This window comes from Sulfitobacter pacificus (assembly GCF_030159975.1).
Taxonomy (GTDB): Bacteria; Pseudomonadota; Alphaproteobacteria; order Rhodobacterales; family Rhodobacteraceae; genus Sulfitobacter; species Sulfitobacter pacificus.
In genome coordinates this window covers 3,279,161-3,301,906 of the sequence record NZ_BSNL01000001.1, presented here as the reverse complement: position 1 = coordinate 3,301,906, position 22,746 = coordinate 3,279,161, and the positions used below count along the sequence as shown (strand labels likewise).

Sequence of the window (22,746 nt, the reverse complement as noted above, 5' to 3'; positions counted from 1 at the left end):
CCTCTGCGAGGGTACCCCATGGAATAGAATGTAATGGAGTTCCCATGATTGGTATCATCGGCATCATCACGATTTTCATCATGGTTTTCGGTGGGTATGTTGCCGCAGGCGGCAAGATGGGCATCATTATCAAGGCGTTACCTTTTGAAATGATGATGATCGGCGGCGCGGCTGTCGGTGCCTTTCTGCTTAGTAACGATGGTGCCGCAGTCAAGCATACCATCAAAGACGTCGGTAAGGTTTTCAAAGGCCCGAAATGGAAGCCGGATGATTACCGGGACCTTCTCTGCCTGCTTTTTGAATTGATCCGCCTCGCGCGCCAAAACCCGGTCGCGATTGAAGAACACATCGAAACGCCTGAGGAGTCTTCGATTTTCTCAAATTATCCAAAAATCATGACAGATAAAGAAGCTGTCGCCCTGATCTGTGATACGATGCGGTCTGCGTCAATGAACTATGACGACCCTCATCAGGTTGAGGAGGTCCTGGAAAAACGAATGGAGGCGAATGCACATCACGCGCTTCATTCCAGTCATGCCCTTCAGATGGTGGCGGATGCCCTGCCCGCGCTTGGCATTGTTGCCGCTGTTCTGGGTGTTATCAAAACCATGGCTTCGATTGACCAGCCGCCAGAGATCCTGGGCAAGATGATCGGCGGGGCTTTGGTCGGTACCTTTCTGGGTGTTTTCCTTGCCTATGCCATCATTGGCCCTTTTGCTGAAAAGGTAAAAGGTGTCACCGAAGATGAGTCAAACTTCTACAAATTGATCCGGGAGGTTTTGGTGGCAAACCTTCACAACCACGCGACCAACATCTGTATCGAAGTCGGACGTCAGAATACGCCGTCCCACAGGCGGCCAAGTTTTGCTGATTTAGAAGAGGCCTTAAAAGCACTCAAGCAAGAGGCTGCTTGATGCGTCACTTTCTTTTCATCGTGCTGTTGTTATGGCTTCCGCTCGCAGCGCAGGCACAACAGGCAATGGTTCGTTCAGGAGAACATGAAGGATACAGTAGACTGGTCGCTCCTCTGCCCGGCTCGTTGGATTGGAAAGTTATGCATGCCGGTCAGGATGTTACCTTCACTGTCTCTGGCTACGATAAGGGTTATGACGTAAGCACCGTCTACAACTTTATCTCACGAGGTCGGGTGCAAGACATCACCCCCCTCCCAAACGGTTTTGTCATCCGCTTGGGGTGTGACTGTCGGGTCGCGTCATTTATTGATAAAAAGCAGTATGTTGTCCTTGATATTACCTCGCCAGGTGTCAAACGGTCGGTCGCCTTTATCCCCATGAACACTGTCATCGATCAGACCCCGGAAACGGCAGATACGGCCGACCCACAAGCAATGGACGTGGCCCTGCCGCTTGCCCAGGTAAAACCGCAGAGCAGAATCAAACCCGTTGATTCGCCCACCCTTGCCCGTGCCCCCCTTTCCGAATCCGAACAGGAGTCGCTGGCAGAGGTGCAACGCCGTCTGACACGCGAGCTGAGCACTGCAACAACCCGCGGCCTGCTAACCCCCGCACCGGGTCCGCCGCTACCCCTTGGCCGACGGGCACAGGTTGACTTGAGCGCAATCACACTTCCCGACGCGCCGCCGCCGATACCAAAGCCGGTGCCACCGGATGATGTGGTTAACAACATGCGGGTTACTTCCAGCATGGATGTTCCCGGTATTGCCCTGAAGGCCGATGACGCTCAATCCCTCTCCGGGTTAACCTGTCCAGCGAATACCTCTCTGGATATCGTGAACTGGGCCGACAACCGACCCTTTCACCAACAAACCGGCGATCTTCGACGGGAATTATATCAGGAGTTTGACCACCTTAACCGGGAGGCGGCGCTGAAATTGGCAAAGCTGTACATTCACTATGGTTTTGGTGCGGAGGCCCGGCAAATTTTGCTCTTGGATGATGAATTGCGTCACTCTCAGAAAATGTTGTTGGATATCGCATCCATTTTTGAAACCGGTATTGCGCCGCCCGACAGCATGTTGCACGCACTGATGGATTGCGAAACCGATGTTGCGCTCTGGGCCATGCTTGCCCGTCAGGATCTTGGCGTTGAGCATACAGTTGATCCGCGTCCGGCTTTACTGTCGCTCAACAAGCTGCCGATACATCTTCGCAACTTTCTTGCACCTGCCCTTAGTCGACGATTGCTGGCACATGGTGATGCGGGTGCTGCCGCGACAGCCTTGCGCAGCTTGGAACGGCTGCCGGCAACACTGCCAAGTTCCGCGAAACTGGCCCAGGCAGAAATTGCGCTGGATGAAGGGCATGTGGAAAAGGCCACTGATGGCCTGGCGGATGTAGCTGATGACAACGCGGAGCACTCGCCCGAGGCGCTCGTTGCTTTAGTAGATACCCGGATCGCAGCGCGCCAACCAATTTCCCCCGAAACAGCAAATCTGGTCGAGGCTTACGCAAAGGAGCTTAGCCAAACCGAATTGGGTCCTGAGCTTAGGCGGGCACATGTTCTGGCACTTGCAAGGTCTGGTCAGTTTGACAACGCATTTGCGGGATCCAAAAAGCTGGATGTAGAGGATGCGACCAAATTACAAATGCGCCTATTTGAGGAGCTGACCGCATCAGCGGAAGATGTTGTATTTCTCGAATATGTATTGGAGCGGTCACCACAAGATTTCACCAAATTGCCTAAATTTCAAAAGGTGGCTCTTGCCGCGCGATTGTTCGATTTGGGATTTGCTGAACAGGCTCAAACCATCCTGTCTGACATCGCTGATCAGCCACGAAGTGACACACGGCAATTGCTTGCCGCGCGGATTGCGCTTGACCTGTCACAACCGATGCGCGCCCAAGCTGAACTAATTGAAATAGCGGGTGAAGAGGCGGATCTATTGCGCGCGAAGGCGAAACAAATGGCAGGTGCCCATGCAGAAGCACATGACCTTTACCGTTTGGCAAATAACGACGAAGCGGCGGTGCTGGCTGCGTGGCTGGCTGACGATTCTGAACGTTTTGCCCTTTCAGACAATACAATCTTCGGGCCGGTTCTGGCCTTATCAGATGCCGCGGTTGCGGTTCCTCCAGAGGTTGACGGTATGCTGGCACGTGGCGAGGCGGCATTAACCGAGAGCAGTGCCGCGCGGCAAACGCTTTTGGATCTATTGCAAGCCCCTGAGCTGAATGTTGATCTGACCGACGTCACCCAATGACATGACAATCCGGCAAAACCGCGTGGCAACCGCGTAAAAGTTACGCTTAGTAAAGGAAGCCTGAGTAGCGTCCTCCCATCACTGAAGGTGATTTGGAGCGATGCAGAATGCAAAAAAAACGACGACCTCTCTTCGGCTTGGCCTTTGTCATCGCAGCCCGGTTGATGCGGTTGCGGTTGGTATACTTGCACCTGCCTGGCCCGGCAGAAGTTTCGAAAAACCCCTCACAACCTGATCGTGTCGAGCCCGCGCGCCATGCCGGAAAAACGGCTTGGCCTTTGAAGGCCTCGCAAGGAGGTGCAGCGAAATCGATCAGCGGTTTCGTGAAACACCCCTTTCCAGGCAAGAGTGCATTGACCCATTTCTGGCCAACAGGCCCAAAACGACAGGTCGCAATTTCACTTATCACGCGGAGGGGTAGACATTGAAACCGCTTTCGGCGCAGGACCTGTTCAGCCCCACAATCCTGCTCGCTGTTGCGCTGATGGCGGTGATTGTGATGATGATCCTGCCGATGCCAGCTTGGGTCTTGGATGCTGGTCTGGCGCTTTCATTTGCACTGGCAATCCTAATCTTTACGGTCACACTGTTCATCGAACGACCCTTGGATTTTTCCGCCTTTCCTACGATCCTTCTGGCGTCGCTGATGTTGCGATTGTCCCTGAACGTATCCTCGACCAAGCTGATCATCGGCGAGGGGCACACCGGCACCAATGCTGCCGGAGATGTCATTGAAAGCTTTGCACAATTTGTGATGGGCGGATCTGTCTTTCTGGGGCTTGTGGTGTTCTGCGTTCTGTTGATTGTGAATTTTATGGTCATCAACAAGGGTGCCACACGTATGGCTGAGGTCGGCGCACGGTTTGCCCTGGACGGGATGCCGGGCAAGCAGATGGCGATCGACAGCGATATGGCGGCCGGGGCCATCACCCATGAACAGGCCAGAGACCGGCGCGAACGCGAACAGCTGGAAACAACCTTTTTCGGCTCGCTTGATGGTGCTTCTAAATTTGTCAAAGGGGATGCCATTGCGGGCTTGCTGATCACGCTGTTGAACCTTGTCGCCGGGTTGATCATGGGGATTGTCGTACACAACATGCCCCTTGGCGCGGCTTTCGAAACCTATGCCATTCTCACTGTGGGTGATGGTCTGGTCTCGCAGATTCCCGCGGTGATCATCTCGATTGCATCCGCCCTGCTGCTGGCGCGCGGAGGTGCCCAGGGGGCGACGGACCTTGCGGTGTTTAGCCAGCTGGGCAAACACCCGTCTGCCTTGGCCACCGTGGCCGTTCTGATGCTGGCATTTGGCATGTTTCCAGGGCTGCCCTTTATGCCCTTTATGATCGGGGGCCTGGGTCTGTCTGTCGCGGCATATATCACCTATCGCAACGCCAAACGGGCAAAGACAGAGATTCCCACCACTGATCCTGCCGACAGTTTACCGCCGGAAAAATCAATGGGTGATATATTGGAGCTGGACGATATCCATGTGGAATTTGCACCGGATCTGGTCAATATGGTTCTGGACCCCGGCACAGGATTGGATTCACGTATTTCAAAGATGCGCAATCATGTGGCCTCGGTTTTTGGACTTATTCTGCCAGAGATCCGGTTGACCGATAATTCTGCGCTGGGGCCAGGCACCTATGTGATCCGCATTCAAGGTGTCGAACAGGCCCGTGCAGAGTTAAACCCGGATCAGATTCTTGCCCTTGCCCCGGAAGACAGCAATGCCCTGCCAAACGGAACAGATACGACCGAACCGGTCTATGGTGCCCCCGCAAGATGGATCAATAGCAAGGATCAGGAAACAGCTGTACTTGCCGGTGTTACCCTTGTCACCCCAACGGAAATTCTTGCAACCCATCTGCTGGAGGTGGTCAAAAGCAATTTCAGCAGGTTGCTTAGCCTGAAATCCCTACGGCGTACATTGAACGAAATGTCCAATATTTCCAACCCGGTGCGGGCCGAGGCGAACCGTAAACTATTGGATGAAATGATCCCCGATAAGGTGCCGATTGATGTCCTGCACACGGTTTTGCGCCTCTTGCTTGATGAACAGGTCTCTATTCGTAACCTGCCGCTTATCCTTGAGGCTGTTGCCGAGGCGCGCGGCCAAAATGCCCAGCCGGAAGCCATCTGCGAACATGTGCGACAACGCCTTGGGTTTCAATTGGTGGCAGAGATGCGGCGGGCTGATGGGACCTTGCCCCTGATCCAGCTTGCCCCCGAGTGGGAGGATACATTCGCCACCTATCAGGTCGAAAGCGACCGCGGATTTGACATCGCCTTGCCGCCTGAATTGTTCAATCAACTGGCAGAACGCGCTTCAGAAAAATTAAATGATGCGGGGAACAATGGTATCTATCCCGCTTTGGTGACCAACACCCGGCGGCGGCGGTTTTTGCGAACGGTGATGCAGGCCAAGGGTATTTCAACACCTGTGCTGTCCTTTGAGGAAATCGGCCTTGATGCACGGCCCTCTCTGGTCGGGGTGATCGCGGCATGACACCCGCCCTGGCAGAGCTTTTGGACATCGCAAACCGGTATCTCTGGCATGGTCTCGCGGTTTTTCTACGGGTCGCTCCAATTGTCTCCATGCTGCCCGCATTTGGCGAGCGTACGGTGCCCGCGCGAGTCAAACTGGTGATCATATTGTGCTTTGTGCTTATCATCGCACCGGCTGTGCCCGGCTTTGCAATGCCCATGGGGTTTGACGCCTTGACCCTTTTGATTGGTACTGAAACCGTGGCCGGGCTGACGCTTGGCATTGGTATTCGGCTGTTTATTCTAGCGTTGCAAACTGCGGGTTCAATCGCAGCGCAATCCACATCCCTTTCCCAAATTCTTGGCGGCGCTGCCGCGGATCCACTGCCAGCCATGGGCTATATTCTGATCATCGGTGGGATCGCATTGGCGGTGATGTCTGGCCTTCATGTCAAGGCTGCCGCATTGGTCATCCTGTCATATGAAATGCTGCCGATGGGTCAATTTCCCGGTGCGCAGATTATTTCGGAATGGGGCGTGTCCAAGGTGGCAGAGGCCTTTGCCCTGTCATTTACGCTTGCGGCACCCTTTGTCATATTATCGGTCGTCTATAATCTGGCGCTTGGTGTCATCAACAAGGCGATGCCACAGCTTATGGTCGCCTTTGTCGGCGCGCCACTGATTACCGCCGGTGGTCTGCTGGTGCTTCTTCTTGCATCGTCATTCATGCTGGAACGCTGGCTGGAGGCATTGGATAACTATCTTGCCAACCCCTATTGGACACCAAGATGAGCGGGCAGGAAGACAACGCCTCAAAAACCTTTGACGCAACGCCGCAGAAACTACTGGAGGCGCGCAAGAAAGGGGATATTGCAAAATCAACCGACCTGTTGACCGCCGCATCTTATGCCGGGCTTTTGCTTGCCCTTCTTATGGCCGGGGCCAGCGGCATCCGTCAGGCGGGCACATCATTGATGGTCATGATCGATCAGGCCGGCACCCTTGCCCCATTGTTTTTCAGCGACGATGCGCGCGCACCTATGGCCGGTATGATATTGCCGATTGCCTTTGGTCTTGGCCCATTGTTTGCCTTACCTGCTGCCGCCGTCATTCTGGCCGTTTTTGCACAACGCGCCTGGGTTTTTGCACCCAGTAAACTCGCCCCGAAGCTCTCCCGCATTTCGATCCTGTCAAATGCCAAAAACAAATTTGGGCGGGACGGGTTATTTGAATGGCTCAAGAGCTTCACCAAATTGACGCTATATTCGGTTGTGCTTGCCCTCTTCATCAAAAGCCGTATAGCCGATATGATTGGAGTCCTGCAAACCTCTCCACATCTGGTTTTGCAACTGCTTGCGGAGCTTTGCATCACCTTTCTTTTTGTGACCGTCCTGATCTCCGGTGCCATTGGTGCGGTGGACGCAATGTATCAACATTTTGCTCACCTACGCAAAAACATGATGTCTCACAAAGAGATAGCCGACGAAACCAAGAATGCAGAAGGCGATCCTCATATGAAACAGGAGCGCCGGCAACGTGCCTTGTCGGTATCGCAGAACCAGATGATGGCCGATGTTCCGAAGGCGGATGTGGTGATCGTGAACCCGACCCATTATGCCGTGGCCCTGACCTGGAGCAGGCGGCCAAACGAGGCACCAATCTGTGTCGCCAAAGGCGTGGATGAAATTGCAAAAGCCATCCGCGAGGCCGCGCAAGAGGCAGCTGTGCCGATCCACAGCGATCCACCAACCGCCCGGTCTTTACATGCGACAACCGAAATTGGCGAGGAAATCGCTCCGGATTTCTATCGTGCGGTTGCTGCTGCAATCCGCTTTGCTGAATCCATGCGCCAGCGTGCGAAAGGAAAAGTATGACCGACTTGGAACAGCTGCTGATGGTCAGTACCGCGCAATACGATCACCAAAGGCAGGTCTTTGCCAAAGTTGTCGCTGAAGAGAGCGCATTGCGCCAGGAACTGCGGCGTCTCAAAAGCCTCGATCAAGCAACCGATATCGAGCGTGATTCTGTTTCCAGCATGCGGGCGATCGGGGCGGATGTGTTATGGCAAGGATGGCTCAGCCGTTCGCAATCAGCGCTTAATATGCAATTGGCCCGTGTTCTCGCGATCAAGGAACATGAACAGGGTAAAGTACGAAAAGCCTTTGGCAAGGTTGTCGCCTTACAAGAACTGATTGGGAGTGAAAGGAAAACGCAGCGCAACAAAGCGGCAAAGGCCAGGCTGCAGACGGCAATTGATCTGGCGCTGCAGAAGTCAAAAGTGACGGATCAATAATCCTGACGCGCGATTTCAAGGATCAACACATCTTTGATTACCTCAACCCCCATTTCTTTTTGCCCCACTTCCCGCAGCGCATTGCGCAACACACCCAGATTGTTTGCTTCGGTAAACGCCCCGTCAAAACCACCGATATTCGCATGATCAAACAGCACTTGCAGAAAGCTGTCGCGCAGCTTTGGCTCACGCCGGAATACCGCTTCCTTACTGCCGAGCGGCACTTCCAAGCTTAGCGCAAGAACCACAAGCGCCACCACGACGCGGTCCTTCACAATCGGAACAACAAATTGATTGTTCAACTTGACGTAATCCATTTCCGGGGCTGGATTGTCCGGGCCATGTGGCTCCTCTTGCACCTCCGCTTTTGCTGCCTTTTCTGCATCCGGCATTTCCTCTTCAACCACTTCGGGCACAGGGCGCAGAGCCATACCGGCCCCAACCCCCACACCCGAACCGATAAGCAAAAACACAATTGGCAGGATTTTCTTCAACATTTCATATTCCCTAGAAAGGCAGAACAGCGTCTAGAATTTGCTGACCATATCTTGGCTGCTGTACATCCGTGATCTGTCCCCGCCCGCCATAGGACACCCGCGCAGAAGCGATTTTGTCATAGGTAATTTCGTTCTGACGCGAGATATCTGCGGGTCGCACATAGCCAGTCACCAAAAGCTCGCGCAGTTCGAAGTTTACCCGCAACTCCTGCGAACCGGAGATCGACAGCACGCCATTCGGCAGTACGTCAACAACCGTCGCAGCCACCCTCAAGGTGAGTTTTTCCTTGCGTTTGACCGACCCGTCGCCGCCAGAGGATGACGATGTGTTGATCCCGATCAAACTGTCAGGATTGGCACCGGGAAACCGGTTTCCCAACCGCTGCGGAAAGCCAATAAACTCCGGCACGCCAAAATCTTCTGAACCTGAGCGGGAACGATCTGAGGCGTTAGAAATTTCGGCCTTTTCATCCACATCCACAACGACCGTCAGGATATCCCCGCGTTGCAAGGCCCGCCTGTCCCCCAAAAGAGACTGCCGCGTACCTGACCAAAGCGACGCCCGGTCGACCAAACGTTTTTCGTCAACTTTCAAGGGCAGGCCGGGATTGATCATGGCCGAATGCTCAACCGTTTCGATCGCCGGGTTAAAGGATGGCGGTTTTCCGATTTGGTTTGTGCTTGAACAGGCCGAAAGCAACATTGACACAAGCGTGATAGCGGTGAAAATCTTCATGGGGAGGCTCCTATTGGCTGACATTTATGCTGCCGTCAGGCTGCACTTGGCCAAAAACAGTGGCGCGGGAAGACAGGTTCATGACGCGGACACGGTCACCGATGGCACCGCGTTCAAGCGCACGCCCCTCGGTGACGATTTGCAAACCGCTTGTGGAAAAAGAGACTTTGACCAGCTGGTTCCGACGCACGATTGCAGGGGGGCCGATGTCGTCAATTCCAATCGGTCTGCCGGGATAAAGCGCAACGCGCGCCTCTTGCCCAACCACATCGGAAAGGCGCATGTAACCGCTGTTTTGCAAACCTGCGCGCAGCGTGACATCCGTTTCCAGAATGATCGCGGCGGCCCGAATTGTGCGGGTGGGCACCACGCCGTCAGCCCATGCCGGTAGCGCCAGCAACCCGGTCAAAAGGATCCAGCGCGCCATCACCGCACCTGCGTCGTTGCGCCCATCATCTGATCGGCGGCTGAAATAACCTTGGCGTTCATCTCATAGCCGCGTTGGGCCTCGATCAGCTCTGTGATTTCACGGACAGCGTCAACAGAGCTGTCCTCAAGATACCCCTGTCTGAGTGTGCCCAGACCATCAATGCCAGGCGTAGAGATTTGTGGCGGTCCAGAAGCTTCGGTTTCAGAAAACAGGTTACCGCCCAGCGCCTCAAGACCCTTGGCATTGGAAAACCCGGTCAAATTGAATTGACCCAGTAACTGCCCCGCCGCGTTTTCTTCGAAATAGGCGTACACCTCTCCGTCAAGGTTGATTGAAATGTTGCGAGCATCGTCCGGGATCACAATTTCTGGCGCAACCGGATAACCGTCCGAGGTAACGATCAGCCCCTCGCCCGTGCGCTTCAACCCGCCATCCCGGGTATAGGCCGTCTGGCCCGACGGCAGCGTCACCTCAAGAAACCCTTTACCGTTGATCGCAACATCCAGATCACCGCCCGTGGGTGAAAGCCCGCCTTGGGCAAGCTGTACCGAGATCGCAGCAGGGCGCACACCCAGCCCCAATTGGACACCGGTTGGCAATACCGTTCCATCCGAGGCATTGATCGCCCCGGCCCGCGACATTTGCTGGTAGTGTAGATCGGCAAATTCTGCCCGGCGGGCATTATAGCCGGTGGTGGACATGTTCGACAGGTTGTTCGAAATCGTTTCAACCCGCATTTGTTGCGCCATCATACCGGTGGCAGCTATTTTCAGGGCACGCATAAAACGCTCCTATTTCAGGTTAAGTCATCAAAGATTTCATCGCCGTTCGAATCCGTTCATCCTCGGTTTTCAAAAAGCTCTGGCCCAGCTCATAAGCGCGCTGCACCTCGATCATGCGGGCAATCTGTGCGATGGGATTCACATTGGAATTTTCGACAAAGCCTTGCAAAACTCTGGCTGTATCCGAGGGTTCAGTTCCCGCATCCACGCGAAACATCACGCCATCCTCACGGATCATTTCGCCCCCCTCCACCGGGCGGACCAGCCCAACTTGGCCCAGTGGATTACCATCAGCGCTAAGGGTACCGTCAGATGAGATGGCAATATCCGCACCCTGTGGCACAAAGATGGGCGCACCACCTGCATCCAGCACACGATACCCGTCATAGGTGACAAGATCACCTTCCGCCGAAGGTGAGAAGGCACCGGAACGCGTCAATCGCTCACCACCCGGCGTTTGCACGAGAAAGAAACCATCCCCCTCAATAGCAAGATCAAAGGTGCCGTTGGTTTGGGTCAATGCGCCCTGCACAAATGAGGTGTTGCGCACGTTGCCCTGCCCCATAGACAGGGAGGCACCCCGTTCCATCGGTTTGACATATTCGGAGAAAATCAGCCCCTCTGACCGGAAGCCGGTGGTCGCAGCATTGGCAATGTTATTTGCGACAATTTGCATTTCCCGTGCGAGCCCTGATTGGCGGCTTAACGTCGTGTATCCGGCATGCTCCATTCTATCCTCCGATCACAAGCGGGATGATGCGATCATGGAAAAACGACACCAAAGTCTGGGTCATGTATCCCATTGAAAGCCAGAAAATGGCACCAATCGCCGCCAGCTTTGGCACAAAGGTCAGCGTCATCTCCTGAATGGAGGTCAATGCCTGTATCAAGCCGATGGAAACACCAGCCAGCAGCGCCACCGTCAGGATCGGAAGTGAGATGATCAAGCCAACCCACAACCCCTGCCTGAGCGTGTCAAAGAACAGCACCTCATCCATCATCAGACAGGCATCCTCAGGATTTCCTGATAGGCCTCGACCACCTTGTTGCGCACGGTCACTGCGGTTTCGACCACCAGTTCCGTCTGCGCCAAGGCAGTTACCAGAGAATGAGGATCCGCATTGCCGATCATCGCGGCTTTGGCGGTTTCCTCTCCCTCGGCCAATGCTGTGGCGAAATCAAGCGCGACATTTTTCGCCGCGTTTAATACGCCCACATGTTCTTCTGGTTCTGTCGCGGGCCGTGCTGCCGCATATTTCTGTGCAACTGAAAGTCCTTTGATCTCCATTCTGGATCTCCTTTGCTGTGAATGATCTGCTCAGCCGGTTTTACCGTCTCAACAGGTCCATAAGTCCCGACGACATCTTTCGGGTCTGTTCAAAAACTTTGAGGTTTGCCTCGTAGCTGCGCTGCGCCTCGCGCGCGTCGGCCAGTTCAATCAACAGATCGACGTTTGATCCGTCGTAATGCCCTGTGTCATCCGCCATCGGATGGGTCGGGTCGTGAATTTTCTCCAGCTCGGACTTGTCCAATCGCACCCGCCCGGGCCTGACTTCACCGGCATCGGAACGTCCTGACACCTCTGTCTCGAAGGAGATTGTCTTGCGTCGATATCCCGGCGTATCCGCATTCGAGATGTTTTCGGACAGGTGGCGCAGCCGGGCCGCCTGTGCGCGCAAACCACTTGACGAGATACTAAGTGCATTAGAAAAATCGCTCATCTATCCAGGCCCCTCAGGTTGTGCGCAGGGTGCTGCGCAGCACGCCAATGGACGTCTTGTAAATGGCCAATGCACGATCATGCTGACGCTTGGCATCCACCGATTTCAGGATTTCCGTTTCAAGTGAAATTTGGTTGCCATTCGGGCTGGACTGCTCCCTTACATCCTGCACTTCAGGTAAACCGGCGCCATCCGTGCTGCCATGTAGATGCCGCGTCCGTGTTGCGCGTTGCGCGCCTGATGTATCCGCCGGCAAATAGGACGTTTTAAAGTCCGGCATTTCCCGCGCGCCATACCCCGGCGTATCCGCGTTTGCTACGTTCTGCGCCACCACGGCTTGCTGCTTTCCAGCATGGCGCGCCATGGCGGCGGACATGCGAAATATATCTAGGTTCTCAAACATCGGGGCTTCTCCCTCGACCGATTTCAATCAAGGCTTAACTCCGATTCCTTTAGAAAGGGTGAGCGCCTTTGGAAGGATTGTCATGGAATCGCCCACACAGATCAGCGGCCTGCGTGCCGAGATAGAGTCCCTTCACCCGGTGCGCCCGGTTGGTCGGGTAACACGGGTCAAGGCGGGTATCATCGAGATTGCAGGATTGGCATCAATTGCCCGGATTGGCGATTGGATCACGGTGCACCGGGAAGGCCAGCCTCCTTTGGGAAGCGAGGTTGTTCAGCTTCGCTGCGACACAATCATTGCCTTGCCAGAAGCAGTGCCCGATGGCGTTGCCCTCCAAAATCGCGCGGTCCTTTCGCATGAGGGTGTCATCGCACCTGCAGATACTTGGATGGGACGGATCGTTGATCCCTCTGGTCACCCGCTGGATGGCTTACCCCTGTTGCGCGGCCCACGGGTTCGGCCCTTGCGCTGCGCGCCGCCTGATGCGGCAAAACGGCGGGCGTTGGGTGCGCGGTTAAGCACCGGAATGGCCGTGACCAATACGTTGTTGCCCTTGGTAAAAGGCCAGCGGATGGGCCTTTTCGCCGGTTCTGGTGTGGGCAAAAGCAGCCTCTTGGGCCGTTTGGCCAGCCGTGTTGATGCGGACGTTGTCGTCATTGCATTGATTGGTGAGCGCGGTCGGGAATTACGCCATTTTGTCGAGGAAGTGATCGGTGAAGAAGGATTGAAACGCACGGTTGTCATTGCCGCAACATCCGACCAATCCGCGCTCAAACGCCGCCGCTGCGCCTGGACTGCGATGGCTGTCGCTGAACACTTCCGGGATCAGGGCAAAAATGTTTTGCTGCTTGCCGATTCGATTACCCGCTTTGCCGAAGCCCACCGCGAAGTTGCAGTCGCCGCTGGTGAGGCACCGGTACTGCGTGGCTACCCCCCCTCCACCTCACATATGATCATGTCCTTATGTGAACGCGCTGGTCCCGGGTTTGGCAATCAGGGGGATATCACCGCCCTGTTTTCTGTACTTGTTGCCGGTTCGGATATGGATGAACCGATTGCGGATATACTGCGCGGGGTACTGGATGGGCATATCGTGCTGGACCGCGCCATTGCAGAGGGCGGTCGTTACCCGGCGATTGACGTACTACAATCCGTTTCACGCAGCCTGCCCAATGCAGCCACTGTTTCTGAAAATGTCCTTCTGCACCAAACACGCCGTTTGCTGGGGCTTTATGACCGGAACTCGGTGATGATCCGGGCGGGTCTGTATACCCAAGGGGCCGACCCAGAGCTGGATCAGGCCATCGCCTTATGGTCAGATCTGGACGATTTCCTGGGTCAGGAGGCCCCACAAGACTGCACCCATAGCTTTCAACAACTGAACCTCATTCTACGCCGGGCCAAAGCTGCCGCCAAACCCTCACACCGGCCACAGGCCACAGCGGTCGAGGGCGGCTAGGGCAGTCTAGAACCCCTGCAACAACGTTAGAGCGATAGAGCCGCCAGACATCCCGCCGTTTACACCAATCTGGTCACGCACGATGAATTTGGTGACGGCCTCCTGCACCAAATCAGGGTCCTCAAACAGTGACAGATCATCGCTGCCAAAGACTGAAACAGCGCGGTCTTTGAAAACTCTCAGTTGCTGGTCAATGTCGATCGAGCCAATCGACTCTGGCAAATTCAGAGCTTTTTCGAACAGTTGACGCAAAGGTGGGTCGCCCATGATGGTGAACCATTTCGCATTTGTAGATTCATCCCCCGCAGCCAGCTGCGACAATTCCCGCTCTGCATAAAGTGCAACACGCATCGCGCTGTTTTGGTCGCCGGCCGCCACTTCAAAACTGTTGGATTGAAATCTGGCGATGATGTTTTCGGCAAAGCCAGCCTCGCCTACTTGTTTGTCCGCAACAGGGCCAAAACCAAAGGCGGCTGACAGTTTGCGATACCGTGTGTCAGACAAACGCATCGACAATGCATCATCGCTGTTTGTTCCCTCTTCCAGAATTTTCTGGATGAAGTACCGGTTATTGATGTCATCCTGAAGACCGAAGGCCCCCAGCGCGACGGTCAGCAAACGACGGTCGGAAACCAGTTCTTCAGCTGTTGTCACCTCAGAAATCTTATCCGCAAAATACTCTGTATCGCGCTGAATGACTGTAGATCTGTTAAATGCCTCGGCCTGCACCTCATAGGTGCGCTGCAAAAACCGCCAACCTGACAGGCCGTCCGCAGGAACAATAGGTTGAAACATCAGCTTGGCCGAACCGCCAAAAGGCGGTCTTCTCTGGGGATCATGCTGCGCAACGCCTTGAGCGCGCGATAGTGCTGTTCTTCAATGATTGCCGTGCTGGATTCTGCAAGAATGCGGCGGCTATCCCTATCCTGAAAAACCTGACTCAGATCTTCAATTTGACGCAAAAGGTCAGAGTGCGCCTTGCCCGGATCCCTGTCTCCCGACAGCACCAATTGGACGGCAAAACACAAGCGCCTTACAGGTGTGGTTGCTTCCTCTGGGTGGACCGCGTCACGCAAACGCAAAATATGCGCGTCCGGCGTCATAATGGACAGCCGACTGCGGCGGTCACCATTTTCGATCACTGCACCATTGATCAAAACACGTTCCTTCGGGCTGAGCTTAAGAACAAGCCCGCTCATCTGTCCAACCCCTGTGGTTTAAGTCCCCTCAGGACCGCTGTGTTTACTTCAAGCAGGGGAATGGCAGAGCCCTTCCTGCTGATGACCTTGCTGGTGTGATGATCCGTGAATTCCGCAAGATAGAAAAGCCGGGCTCGCAAGTCCTTTGGCAATTGATTTTCGGGAGAGGCAACATCGATTGCCAAAACACGCCAAAGGTTGCGGTTCTCGTGCAGAGCTTCGACCAGCGGGCCGAACTCACCTTGCTCAACGGCTTTCTTAAGTCGAAATGTGATGCGGGCAATCACATCGTATTCAATCCCGCGATTTGACCGAATGGGCGCAGATGTCGGGGCATAAGCATGCCGGGCTTTTAATGATGCGTTCACGTTAAACCTTACCTATTGCTGGATGGTATGCGGATACCGAGGGCGGGCCAGTCCCGCCCCCGATCCAATGGTTTAACGGAAGAGTGACAGGATGGTCTGCGGTGCCTGATTGGCAATCGACAGGGCCTGAACGCCCAGTTGCTGTTGTGTCTGCAAAGCTTGCAGACGGGCGGAGGCCGCCTCCATATCCGTATCGACCAAGGCACCAATGCCGGACTTCAGGGAGTCCGAGAGCTTGGAAACGAATACCCCCTGATCTTCAACACGGCTAGCTGCCGAACCGATTGTTGAGGCACCAGCCAGTGCAGTTGTCAGCATGACCTGAATTTCACCAAACGCAGTCGCCGCACTTGCCGCATCGGTGATTGCGGTCATGCCAGCCGTGTCAATGTTTGCTTCAAAATCCAGGTTTGCCACTGTGATCGTGTCAGTTGTTGCTGCCGCTGTGCCAACGCGGTTAACCGACGAAACAACTGTTAAACCGGCACCGGCAGTAGAAAGCAAGTTAACGCCGTTGAACTGCGATGCTTCGATCGTATCAGCGATTTGCGCTACCTTTTGCAGCATTTCAGCCTGAATTTTGGTGAAATCCGCCGTCTCACTGCCGCCGGAGACCGCCAACCCTTCCATTTCCTTCAGCGTCTCGACGATAGATTCCGCACCGGCAGACGCAACGCCAAGCGTCGCCTCGCCCACCGCCAAAGATTTCGATACAGCGTCAAAACCGGCAACATCGGCTTCCATTACTTTGGAAATCGCCCAGATCGCAGAGTTGTCCTTTGCAGAGCTGATTTCCTTACCCGTTGCAATTTCGTTTTGGGTATCGGAGAGATTTGAATTAATGGATTTCAATGTCTGCAAGGCAACCATTGCGCTGTTGTTCGTGATGATGCTCGACATAAGCATGTTCCTTCAGTCATAGACGCTTTGCGTCCGTTGTGTCCCACCCCCCCCTGGGGCTGGACGGAATGTCATTCTGAACTATGCATGCTTTTGTTCCAAAAGATGCGCCACCCGACCTCGGATGCACGCTCAGATTTGGCGCAGTTGTCTTAACGAACTCTGAATCAGGCCAAGCCAAGTCACAGGGTTTTTAATCAACTGCTCAAACCCGGTGTTCCACAGAACTGTCGATATCCAGCTGGATGTCATGACGTTTCCCGTCCGCACCATATGTCTCCAACGCACCTTTTACTTCGCGCAGGCGGGCCATACGGGCCGCCACGGCGCGAATGCCCTCAAGTGCACCATCCAGCAACAATTGGTTGCGCTTTACCTTCTTGTCCAGCATTTCCATCGTGGTCAAATCGGTTTGAGGCACTGCATTTACGGCTTCGATCAGCAACTCCTTGGATACCAGCAGCGCATTCAGTTTTTCCAGATCGCCCTTCAGCAGGGCCTCGCGCTCTGCGTCCAATAGGTCACTCAGTTCCTCAGTTGTGGTCGCATTACTATTCGCCGTCATCGTTTCTCTCCTTGAGTGCTTCATAAATCGATTCGCTTAGCCCAATCCCCCCGGCTTCAACCATGGCTTTGGCTTGTTCAGCGACAAGGAAAGAGGCAAACTGATCCTCGCCTGCCCCCCCACCGAACCCTTCAGGTGAGGCACCAAGCCCCGCTGATTTAAGCATTTCTGCAAGAAAGCCGGCCTCAAGCTGCTTTGCAGCTTGGCGCAGGGCCTTATCTTCATGCGGCTGCGGTACGGAGGTCGCAGCGGGGCGGATCGCGTCCATGGCGGAGTCCTTAAATTGCTGTCTACTTTGCCGAACATGCGCCGATTTCAGTAAACAACTGGTAAGGATGTTCGCGCATAACCGTCCCAATCGGAGAAGAAATCCCGGAGGACATCGTGCATTCCATTTTGACTCAAAGTCTGTTGCCGGCAAAAGGTGCAGGTCCTCATCCCGCTTCCGCCGGAGAGATCGAAAACGCAAAACCGCCAACCGACCGCAAGGCGCAGCCTGAACAAAAGGATCAAAGCTTTATCGCTATTTTTACTGGGCTTTCTACTGTGCCCAGCGACGAAAAGGTCAAGGCGTCCCCGATTGTCCCCACGGATACTGAGGGCGCGTTAGAAGCGGATGTAGCGGAAGGCCAGCCAATTCCTTCCGAAACGGAAAAACCACAAAAGTCAGAAAGCCCGGCTGTGCAGAAAGCCGAGTTTGCCACGGTGGGTAGAAATGAGCTGACACTGCAGGAAGCAAAATCTGTTGGAAACGGTGAGCTGCAAGTTACCCCGCCGCGCCCCGCAGATGTGCAGGTGCCAGCGGGAGCAATCCATGGAGCGAAACAGACGGTCGAACCACCGGTTGCAATAGCTAAAATATCAACAAAACCGCTACAGAGACACAATATGTTATCGGAGAAGGCTTCGGTTGATACACACGTTGAGCTTTCCCAGAAACCGTCACGCATGATCACATCCCAAGTGGCGCAGCATGCAGTTCAGGGAGAAAAATCTGCATCAGATCTGCCACCACCCCTGTCACCAAGAGGCTCTGCATCAGACCAATCATCACTGGCAGAGCTGCCGCGTTCCACTGCGCCTCACACCCCTGCCGCTCCGCAGAAGAGCGCGGCCCAAAACGCACTCACCTATCCTGTTGCGACGCTGGCGGCCTCTCAACCACACGCTCTGCAACCGATACCGGCCCCTGATCGCGCAATGCCAATCCCGCCCACCACTGTCACCACCGCGCCAGTGGCTCCTCTCACCGTGCAACTGCTCAACACAGTGCTGCCCCTCGCCGATAAGACGTCACGCAAAGCTCCTGCGGACCGGATCGCCACCTCTGACATTGCCATCCAGACCGTTCTATCGGTGAAACAAGCCGCTCCCGTGGCACCCGCCGTCAAGAACGTGCCAACTCCAGCCGCCCAATCCCTGTCTTTGCCCCTGTCTGCACTGGACCCGGGCAAGGCCACCACAAGCCTGATTGACGCGGAACCGCTTTACTCCATGCGGGCTGATATCTCATCCGCATCATCATTGCAGCATCCTCAGTCGCTGCCGCCAACGGCACCAATTGCGCAATATGTTGCCCGCCAAATCGCAGAAGCATTGCAAACGATGCCAAACCGACCGGTGGAAATCTCCCTGAATCCTGAAGAGCTTGGCCGGGTACGCCTTGCGCTGTCATCATCCGAGGCGGGGATTGTTGTCAACGTGCTGGCCGAACGTCAGGAAACCGTCGACCTTCTGCGCCGACATATTTCACATCTGGAATCCGCCTTTCAGGACATCGGGTATAGCGACATCGCCTTTTCATTTTCGGGCGGGGGACAGCAACAGGAAGAAACCGATGGAGAGGCGCATTCTTCTGCCGGCTCAAAGGGCAGCGTCACTTCAGATGAATCCGTCGTTGCAACGGCGCAAATTGCCTTAAATGCCAGTTTAGAAGCTGGCCTTGATATCCGGCTTTGAACAGGATCACACATGGACATCAATTCATCCCCCATTGCAAATGCCTCTGCCCCAGGTGCCACTGCCAGCAGCACACCGCAAACCCAGCAGGTTCTTTCCTCTGACTTTGAAACCTTTTTGAAAATGTTGACGGCACAAGCTCGGTTTCAGGACCCGCTTGAACCTATTGATTCCTCACAATATGCTGCGCAATTGGCTCAGTTTTCCATGGTCGAACAGCAGGTCCTGTCAAATGATCTGCTGACCTCTCTCGCATCGCAAATCGGGTCCGGCAACATGGCAGAGCTGGCAAGCTGGATTGGGATGGAGGCACGCACAACCGCCCCGGTTCTGTTTGATGGCAGCCCGATTGTGATCCACCCGAACCCGGCTGCCGCCTCTGACGAGGTCTACCTTGTCGTGCGCGACAGCACTGGTGAAGAAGTACAGCGCCTACAGCTGCCAGTCTCGGCCGAGCCGGTTGAATGGGCTGGGGTGTCAAGTGACGGCTCCGCCTTTCCTGTCGGGACCTACAGCTTTGACATTGAAAGTCACGCAAACGGCGACGTGATTTTGTCAGAGCCCACCGAAACCTATGGCCGCATTGTTGAAACCCGCCGGCAAGATGATGGGGGCACGGTCCTGATCCTTGAAGGTGGCAGCGCCATTCTGGCAAGTGATGTTGACGGTCTGCGCGAACCGCCGGTCTGATCCTGAGATCAGGACCCTAACGATCTTTCAATGCGAAACCAGCGTATGCGAATGGCATCACTGCACGGCGCCAACGGCCAAGTTCGAATTTGGCAAGCGGCCGCTGAACCGCTTTTGGATAGATCTGATCTGGCGTTTTACCCTGCACCAAATCGGCCAGCAGCCCACCACAATAGCTTCCCATCGCTACGCCATTGCCATGGTAACAAAGGCTGGCAAACAGCCCCGGACTGTCCGGCACTTGACCGACAAAAGGCATCCTGTTTCGGGCGATACAGACCATCCCGGACCAGCTGTTTGGCGTTTCGACCCCGCGCCATGCGGGGAACATCGCATCGAAATCCGCACGCGCCCGTTTGATTGCCTGCGCCTCTGAATCCGGCGTTGCCATCAACCCGCCACGCACACCGAACAGCATACGGTTGTCAGGCATCAGCCGGAAGTAATGCAACAAATGACGCGAATCATAGGACGCCTGTCCGCTGGTCCAGCCCTGCGCATGCAACTCTGCCGCATCCATAGGACGGGTGACGATAATGCTGGATTGTGTCGGCATATAGCGGCCTGCCAACCAATCGGGCAGATCTTCAGCTGAGTAGCCGTTTGTGGCCACAATAACCTTATCCGCCCGCAGTTTTCCGTGTGGCGTGGTCAATTCAAACCCAGTACCGGGGCGCGCGATGGCGGTCACTGGCGTATCATGGAAAATTCGCGCACCTGCGGCTTCGGCAGCTCCTGCCAAACCAGTGATATATTTGCGCGGATTGAGACCAAACCCGATTGGAACGGTGATGGCTCCCTCAAACCCCGCATTCATGCCCTCAGACGCCAATTCACTCTTGGGCGTCAAACGTGCCTCCACCCCGTAACTTTTTGCGTAATACTCCAGATCACCTTTCATGTTTTCAAAGTCGCTGGCGCGGTGCGCAAGTTGGGTTTCTCCGTTTGAGTGCCGGTCAACATCCATGCCAATACGGTCAATCAACCCTTCGACAAATTGGATCGAGGCCTTTTCCGCCTGCCGCCATTCATCGCGGCCCTGCCTGCCAAAGGTCTTGTCCAACTGTTGATTGTTCAGCATCCCGCCGCCCAAACAGCAAAAGCCGCCGTTGCGCCCGGAGGCACCCCAGCCAACGTAACGGCTTTCCAAAACCGCCACTGAAACCCCTGCTTGCGCCAGATGAAGCGCCGCTGAAATTCCGGTAAAGCCACCACCGATGATTGCCACATCACACCGATGGTCCGCGCCTAACGGGGGCCTTGACAGGATGTTACAGGTTTCATCCCACCAGCACCCTGCGCGCGGCGCGTCCGAATAGGCGAAATCGGGATAAATCCGCTTCATCAGCCAGTTGCGCGCTCTGCCGCCTGCGCATCGTTCTGGGCGCGAATTGCATTGCGTTTGGTCACCAGCGACGCCGTTACAACACCAACGGTCACGATCAGGATCATGATCGTCGACAATGCGTTGATCTCTGGCGAGACCCCAAGGCGCACAGCCGAGAATATCTTGATCGGCAGGGTTGTGGCCGATGGACCGGACGTAAAGGACGCAATTACAAGGTCATCCAGACTAAGCGTGAATGCCAGCAGCCAGCCGGAAATCACTGCAGGGGCGATGATGGGCAAGGTGACCAGCCGGAACGCCTCCCAAGGGGTTGAACCAAGGTCGAGCGCCGCCTCTTCCAACGAGCGATCGAAGGTAACCAACCGCGAGGAAACAACCACAGAAACATAACACATGGAAAACGTGGTGTGGGCCAGCACGATGGTCAATACACCCCGGTCCAATCCGATGCCGATGAACAGCAGCAGCAGCGACAGGCCGGTAATCACCTCTGGCATGACCAAGGGGGCGTAGATCATCCCGGAAAACAACGTCCGCCCCATAAAGCGCCCGCCACGCACCAGAACATAGGCCGCCATCGTCCCCAGAATTGTTGCAAAGGTTGAGGAAACCACCGCAACCTTCAGGGTCACCCATGCAGCATCCAGAAACGCCTCGTTCTGGAACAGGGTCCCGTACCATTTGGTTGAAAACCCTGCCCAGACCGTGACCAGTTTTGAGGCATTGAAGCTGTAGATCACCAACACCAGCATCGGCAGGTAAAGGAAAGCGAACCCCAGCGTCAGCGAGGTGACATTGAACCACGACAGACGCTTCATTGCTCGGCCTCCTGCTGTTTTTGCTGGTTCCGTTGGAACAGGACAATCGGCAGGATCAGGATCAACAGCAGGATAACAGCAACGGCAGAAGCCACCGGCCAATCGCGGTTGTTAAAGAACTCTTCCCACAAAACCTTGCCAATCATCAGCGTGCCCGACCCGCCTAACAACGATGGGATCACAAATTCGCCCAGCGCCGGGATGAACACGAGGAAGGACCCCGCAACGATGCCGTTCTTCGACAGGGGGATCGTCACCAGCCAGAACGCCTGTCTGCGGGTACACCCGAGATCCTGCGCCGCCTCATCCAGCGAGGAATCAAGCCGGTCAAGCGCGGCATAAATCGGCAGGATCATGAAGGGCAGATAGGTGTAAACAATGCCGATATAGACCGCTGTTGTTGTGTTCAGGATCACCAACGGTTCAGAGGTCACGCCCAGCCATAACAGCAGCTGGTTCAACAAACCCTCATTGCTGAGAATGCCCATCCAAGCATAGACGCGGATCAGAAAGGAGGTCCAGAAGGGCAGAATGACCAGCATCATCAGCGTGGCGCGCCATTCCTCCGGTGCCTTGGCCATCCCATAGGCGATGGGATAACCAACCAGCAGGGTCAAGACAGTCGAAACAAGGGCAATGCGAAGCGAACTGAGGTAAGCTTTCCAATAGAGGTCATCTTCGGTCAGGAAGACGAAGTTCTCAAAGTCCAGCTCGCGGATCAGCGCACCGATGCCGTCTTTCAGGTTTGGCGTATAAGGCGGGATCGCCAGCGCCGCGTCAGACAGCGAGATTTTCAGCACAATCAGAAACGGTGCAAAGAACAGCAGCAAAAGCCACAGATAGGGAATAAGGATCAGGGTACTGCGGCGCATCATTCAGGCCCGCCCGTTGTTTCTGAAGGATCGGGGCC

General features: G+C 55.1%; 26 protein-coding genes and 1 pseudogene. 9 read left to right on the top strand and 18 right to left on the bottom strand.

Going from position 1 to position 22,746, the window contains the following annotated elements:
- Positions 1-44 precede the first annotated feature (44 nt).
- The 6 genes from motA (at position 45) to QQL78_RS16500 (ending at position 7,961) form a co-directional block, all read left to right on the top strand.
- Positions 45-914, top strand: a complete 870-nt coding sequence (gene motA / locus QQL78_RS16525) for a flagellar motor stator protein MotA (RefSeq protein WP_284374947.1) — start codon at positions 45-47, stop codon at positions 912-914.
- Positions 914-3,181, top strand: a complete 2,268-nt coding sequence (locus tag QQL78_RS16520; RefSeq protein ID WP_284374945.1) for a hypothetical protein — start codon at positions 914-916, stop codon at positions 3,179-3,181. Before motA ends, QQL78_RS16520 begins: the two co-directional genes overlap by 1 nt.
- Before the next feature lie 484 nt (positions 3,182-3,665).
- Entirely contained in the window at positions 3,666-5,690 is a 2,025-nt protein-coding gene (gene flhA / locus QQL78_RS16515; protein ID WP_386258939.1) for a flagellar biosynthesis protein FlhA, read from the top strand.
- A complete protein-coding gene (locus tag QQL78_RS16510) occupies positions 5,687-6,460 on the top strand; it encodes a flagellar biosynthetic protein FliR (protein ID WP_284374942.1) in 774 nt (257 codons plus the stop codon). Before flhA ends, QQL78_RS16510 begins: the two co-directional genes overlap by 4 nt.
- The gene (locus QQL78_RS16505; RefSeq protein ID WP_284374940.1) at positions 6,457-7,542 is read left to right on the top strand and encodes an EscU/YscU/HrcU family type III secretion system export apparatus switch protein; all 1,086 of its coding nucleotides are present in this window, start codon (positions 6,457-6,459) and stop codon (positions 7,540-7,542) included. Before QQL78_RS16510 ends, QQL78_RS16505 begins: the two co-directional genes overlap by 4 nt.
- The gene (locus tag QQL78_RS16500; protein ID WP_284374938.1) at positions 7,539-7,961 is read left to right on the top strand and encodes a hypothetical protein; all 423 of its coding nucleotides are present in this window, start codon (positions 7,539-7,541) and stop codon (positions 7,959-7,961) included. Before QQL78_RS16505 ends, QQL78_RS16500 begins: the two co-directional genes overlap by 4 nt.
- On the opposite strand, the gene QQL78_RS16495 is transcribed toward QQL78_RS16500, so the two are convergent.
- The 9 genes and pseudogenes from QQL78_RS16495 to QQL78_RS16455 all read right to left on the bottom strand — a co-directional run bounded on the left by QQL78_RS16495 (position 7,955) and on the right by QQL78_RS16455 (position 12,530).
- Positions 7,955-8,458, bottom strand: a complete 504-nt coding sequence (locus QQL78_RS16495) for a flagellar basal body-associated protein FliL (RefSeq protein WP_284374936.1) — start codon at positions 8,456-8,458, stop codon at positions 7,955-7,957. The two genes, QQL78_RS16500 and QQL78_RS16495, sit on opposite strands and share 7 nt — an antisense overlap.
- 10 nt (positions 8,459-8,468) lie before the next feature.
- Positions 8,469-9,194 (bottom strand): flagellar basal body L-ring protein FlgH, encoded by a 726-nt coding sequence (gene flgH, locus QQL78_RS16490; RefSeq protein WP_284374932.1) that lies wholly within the window; start codon positions 9,192-9,194, stop codon positions 8,469-8,471.
- A gap of 10 nt (positions 9,195-9,204) precedes the next feature.
- Positions 9,205-9,621, bottom strand: a complete 417-nt coding sequence (gene flgA, locus QQL78_RS16485; RefSeq protein WP_284374931.1) for a flagellar basal body P-ring formation chaperone FlgA — start codon at positions 9,619-9,621, stop codon at positions 9,205-9,207.
- Positions 9,621-10,406 carry a flagellar basal-body rod protein FlgG gene (gene flgG, locus QQL78_RS16480; protein ID WP_284374929.1) on the bottom strand — a complete coding sequence of 262 codons (786 nt, stop codon included), beginning with the start codon at positions 10,404-10,406 and terminating at the stop codon, positions 9,621-9,623. The genes flgA and flgG overlap by 1 nt, the downstream gene beginning before the upstream one ends.
- A gap of 19 nt (positions 10,407-10,425) precedes the next feature.
- A pseudogene (locus QQL78_RS16475) lies at positions 10,426-11,079 on the bottom strand (flagellar hook-basal body complex protein); the annotation flags it as partial.
- Positions 11,080-11,137: 58 nt separating this feature from the next.
- The gene (locus QQL78_RS16470) at positions 11,138-11,407 is read right to left on the bottom strand and encodes a flagellar biosynthetic protein FliQ (RefSeq protein ID WP_284374925.1); all 270 of its coding nucleotides are present in this window, start codon (positions 11,405-11,407) and stop codon (positions 11,138-11,140) included.
- Positions 11,407-11,694 carry a flagellar hook-basal body complex protein FliE gene (fliE, locus tag QQL78_RS16465; RefSeq protein WP_284374924.1) on the bottom strand — a complete coding sequence of 96 codons (288 nt, stop codon included), beginning with the start codon at positions 11,692-11,694 and terminating at the stop codon, positions 11,407-11,409. The genes QQL78_RS16470 and fliE overlap by 1 nt, the downstream gene beginning before the upstream one ends.
- Positions 11,695-11,734: 40 nt before the next feature.
- Entirely contained in the window at positions 11,735-12,127 is a 393-nt protein-coding gene (flgC, locus tag QQL78_RS16460; RefSeq protein ID WP_284374923.1) for a flagellar basal body rod protein FlgC, read from the bottom strand.
- Between the two features lie 13 nt (positions 12,128-12,140).
- Positions 12,141-12,530, bottom strand: a complete 390-nt coding sequence (locus tag QQL78_RS16455; protein WP_284374922.1) for a FlgB family protein — start codon at positions 12,528-12,530, stop codon at positions 12,141-12,143.
- Positions 12,531-12,612: 82 nt separating this feature from the next.
- On the opposite strand from QQL78_RS16455, the gene QQL78_RS16450 reads away from it, so the two are divergent.
- Positions 12,613-13,989, top strand: a complete 1,377-nt coding sequence (locus QQL78_RS16450; RefSeq protein WP_284374921.1) for a FliI/YscN family ATPase — start codon at positions 12,613-12,615, stop codon at positions 13,987-13,989.
- A gap of 6 nt (positions 13,990-13,995) precedes the next feature.
- Here QQL78_RS16450 and QQL78_RS16445 read toward each other — a convergent pair whose 3' ends face one another.
- The 6 genes from QQL78_RS16445 to QQL78_RS16420 form a co-directional block, all read right to left on the bottom strand.
- Positions 13,996-14,784: a DUF1217 domain-containing protein gene (locus QQL78_RS16445; RefSeq protein WP_284374920.1), complete on the bottom strand. Its 789-nt coding sequence runs from the start codon at positions 14,782-14,784 to the stop codon at positions 13,996-13,998.
- Complete coding sequence (flbT, locus tag QQL78_RS16440; protein ID WP_284374918.1) at positions 14,784-15,188, bottom strand: flagellar biosynthesis repressor FlbT; 405 nt, start codon at positions 15,186-15,188, stop codon at positions 14,784-14,786. Before flbT ends, QQL78_RS16445 begins: the two co-directional genes overlap by 1 nt.
- Positions 15,185-15,556, bottom strand: a complete 372-nt coding sequence (gene flaF, locus QQL78_RS16435; RefSeq protein WP_284374916.1) for a flagellar biosynthesis regulator FlaF — start codon at positions 15,554-15,556, stop codon at positions 15,185-15,187. Before flaF ends, flbT begins: the two co-directional genes overlap by 4 nt.
- A gap of 72 nt (positions 15,557-15,628) precedes the next feature.
- Positions 15,629-16,456: a flagellin N-terminal helical domain-containing protein gene (locus QQL78_RS16430; protein ID WP_284374914.1), complete on the bottom strand. Its 828-nt coding sequence runs from the start codon at positions 16,454-16,456 to the stop codon at positions 15,629-15,631.
- Positions 16,457-16,661: 205 nt separating this feature from the next.
- Positions 16,662-17,021, bottom strand: a complete 360-nt coding sequence (locus tag QQL78_RS16425; protein ID WP_284374912.1) for a flagellar biosynthesis protein FlgN — start codon at positions 17,019-17,021, stop codon at positions 16,662-16,664.
- Positions 17,008-17,289: a rod-binding protein gene (locus QQL78_RS16420; RefSeq protein WP_284374910.1), complete on the bottom strand. Its 282-nt coding sequence runs from the start codon at positions 17,287-17,289 to the stop codon at positions 17,008-17,010. The genes QQL78_RS16425 and QQL78_RS16420 overlap by 14 nt, the downstream gene beginning before the upstream one ends.
- Positions 17,290-17,969: 680 nt before the next feature.
- On the opposite strand from QQL78_RS16420, the gene QQL78_RS16415 reads away from it, so the two are divergent.
- On the top strand, positions 17,970-18,980 hold the full coding sequence (locus QQL78_RS16415) for a flagellar hook-length control protein FliK (RefSeq protein WP_284374909.1): 1,011 nt from the start codon (positions 17,970-17,972) through the stop codon (positions 18,978-18,980).
- A gap of 12 nt (positions 18,981-18,992) precedes the next feature.
- Positions 18,993-19,670 carry a flagellar hook capping FlgD N-terminal domain-containing protein gene (locus QQL78_RS16410; RefSeq protein ID WP_284374907.1) on the top strand — a complete coding sequence of 226 codons (678 nt, stop codon included), beginning with the start codon at positions 18,993-18,995 and terminating at the stop codon, positions 19,668-19,670.
- A 16-nt stretch (positions 19,671-19,686) separates the two neighbouring features.
- Here QQL78_RS16410 and QQL78_RS16405 read toward each other — a convergent pair whose 3' ends face one another.
- From QQL78_RS16405 to QQL78_RS16395, 3 genes are read right to left on the bottom strand one after another with little or no spacing between them, the layout of a single operon-like run.
- A complete protein-coding gene (locus QQL78_RS16405) occupies positions 19,687-21,015 on the bottom strand; it encodes an NAD(P)/FAD-dependent oxidoreductase (RefSeq protein ID WP_284374905.1) in 1,329 nt (442 codons plus the stop codon).
- The gene (locus QQL78_RS16400) at positions 21,015-21,836 is read right to left on the bottom strand and encodes an ABC transporter permease (protein WP_284374902.1); all 822 of its coding nucleotides are present in this window, start codon (positions 21,834-21,836) and stop codon (positions 21,015-21,017) included. The genes QQL78_RS16405 and QQL78_RS16400 overlap by 1 nt, the downstream gene beginning before the upstream one ends.
- A complete protein-coding gene (locus QQL78_RS16395) occupies positions 21,833-22,708 on the bottom strand; it encodes an ABC transporter permease subunit (RefSeq protein WP_284375627.1) in 876 nt (291 codons plus the stop codon). Before QQL78_RS16395 ends, QQL78_RS16400 begins: the two co-directional genes overlap by 4 nt.
- Positions 22,709-22,746: the final 38 nt, after the last annotated feature.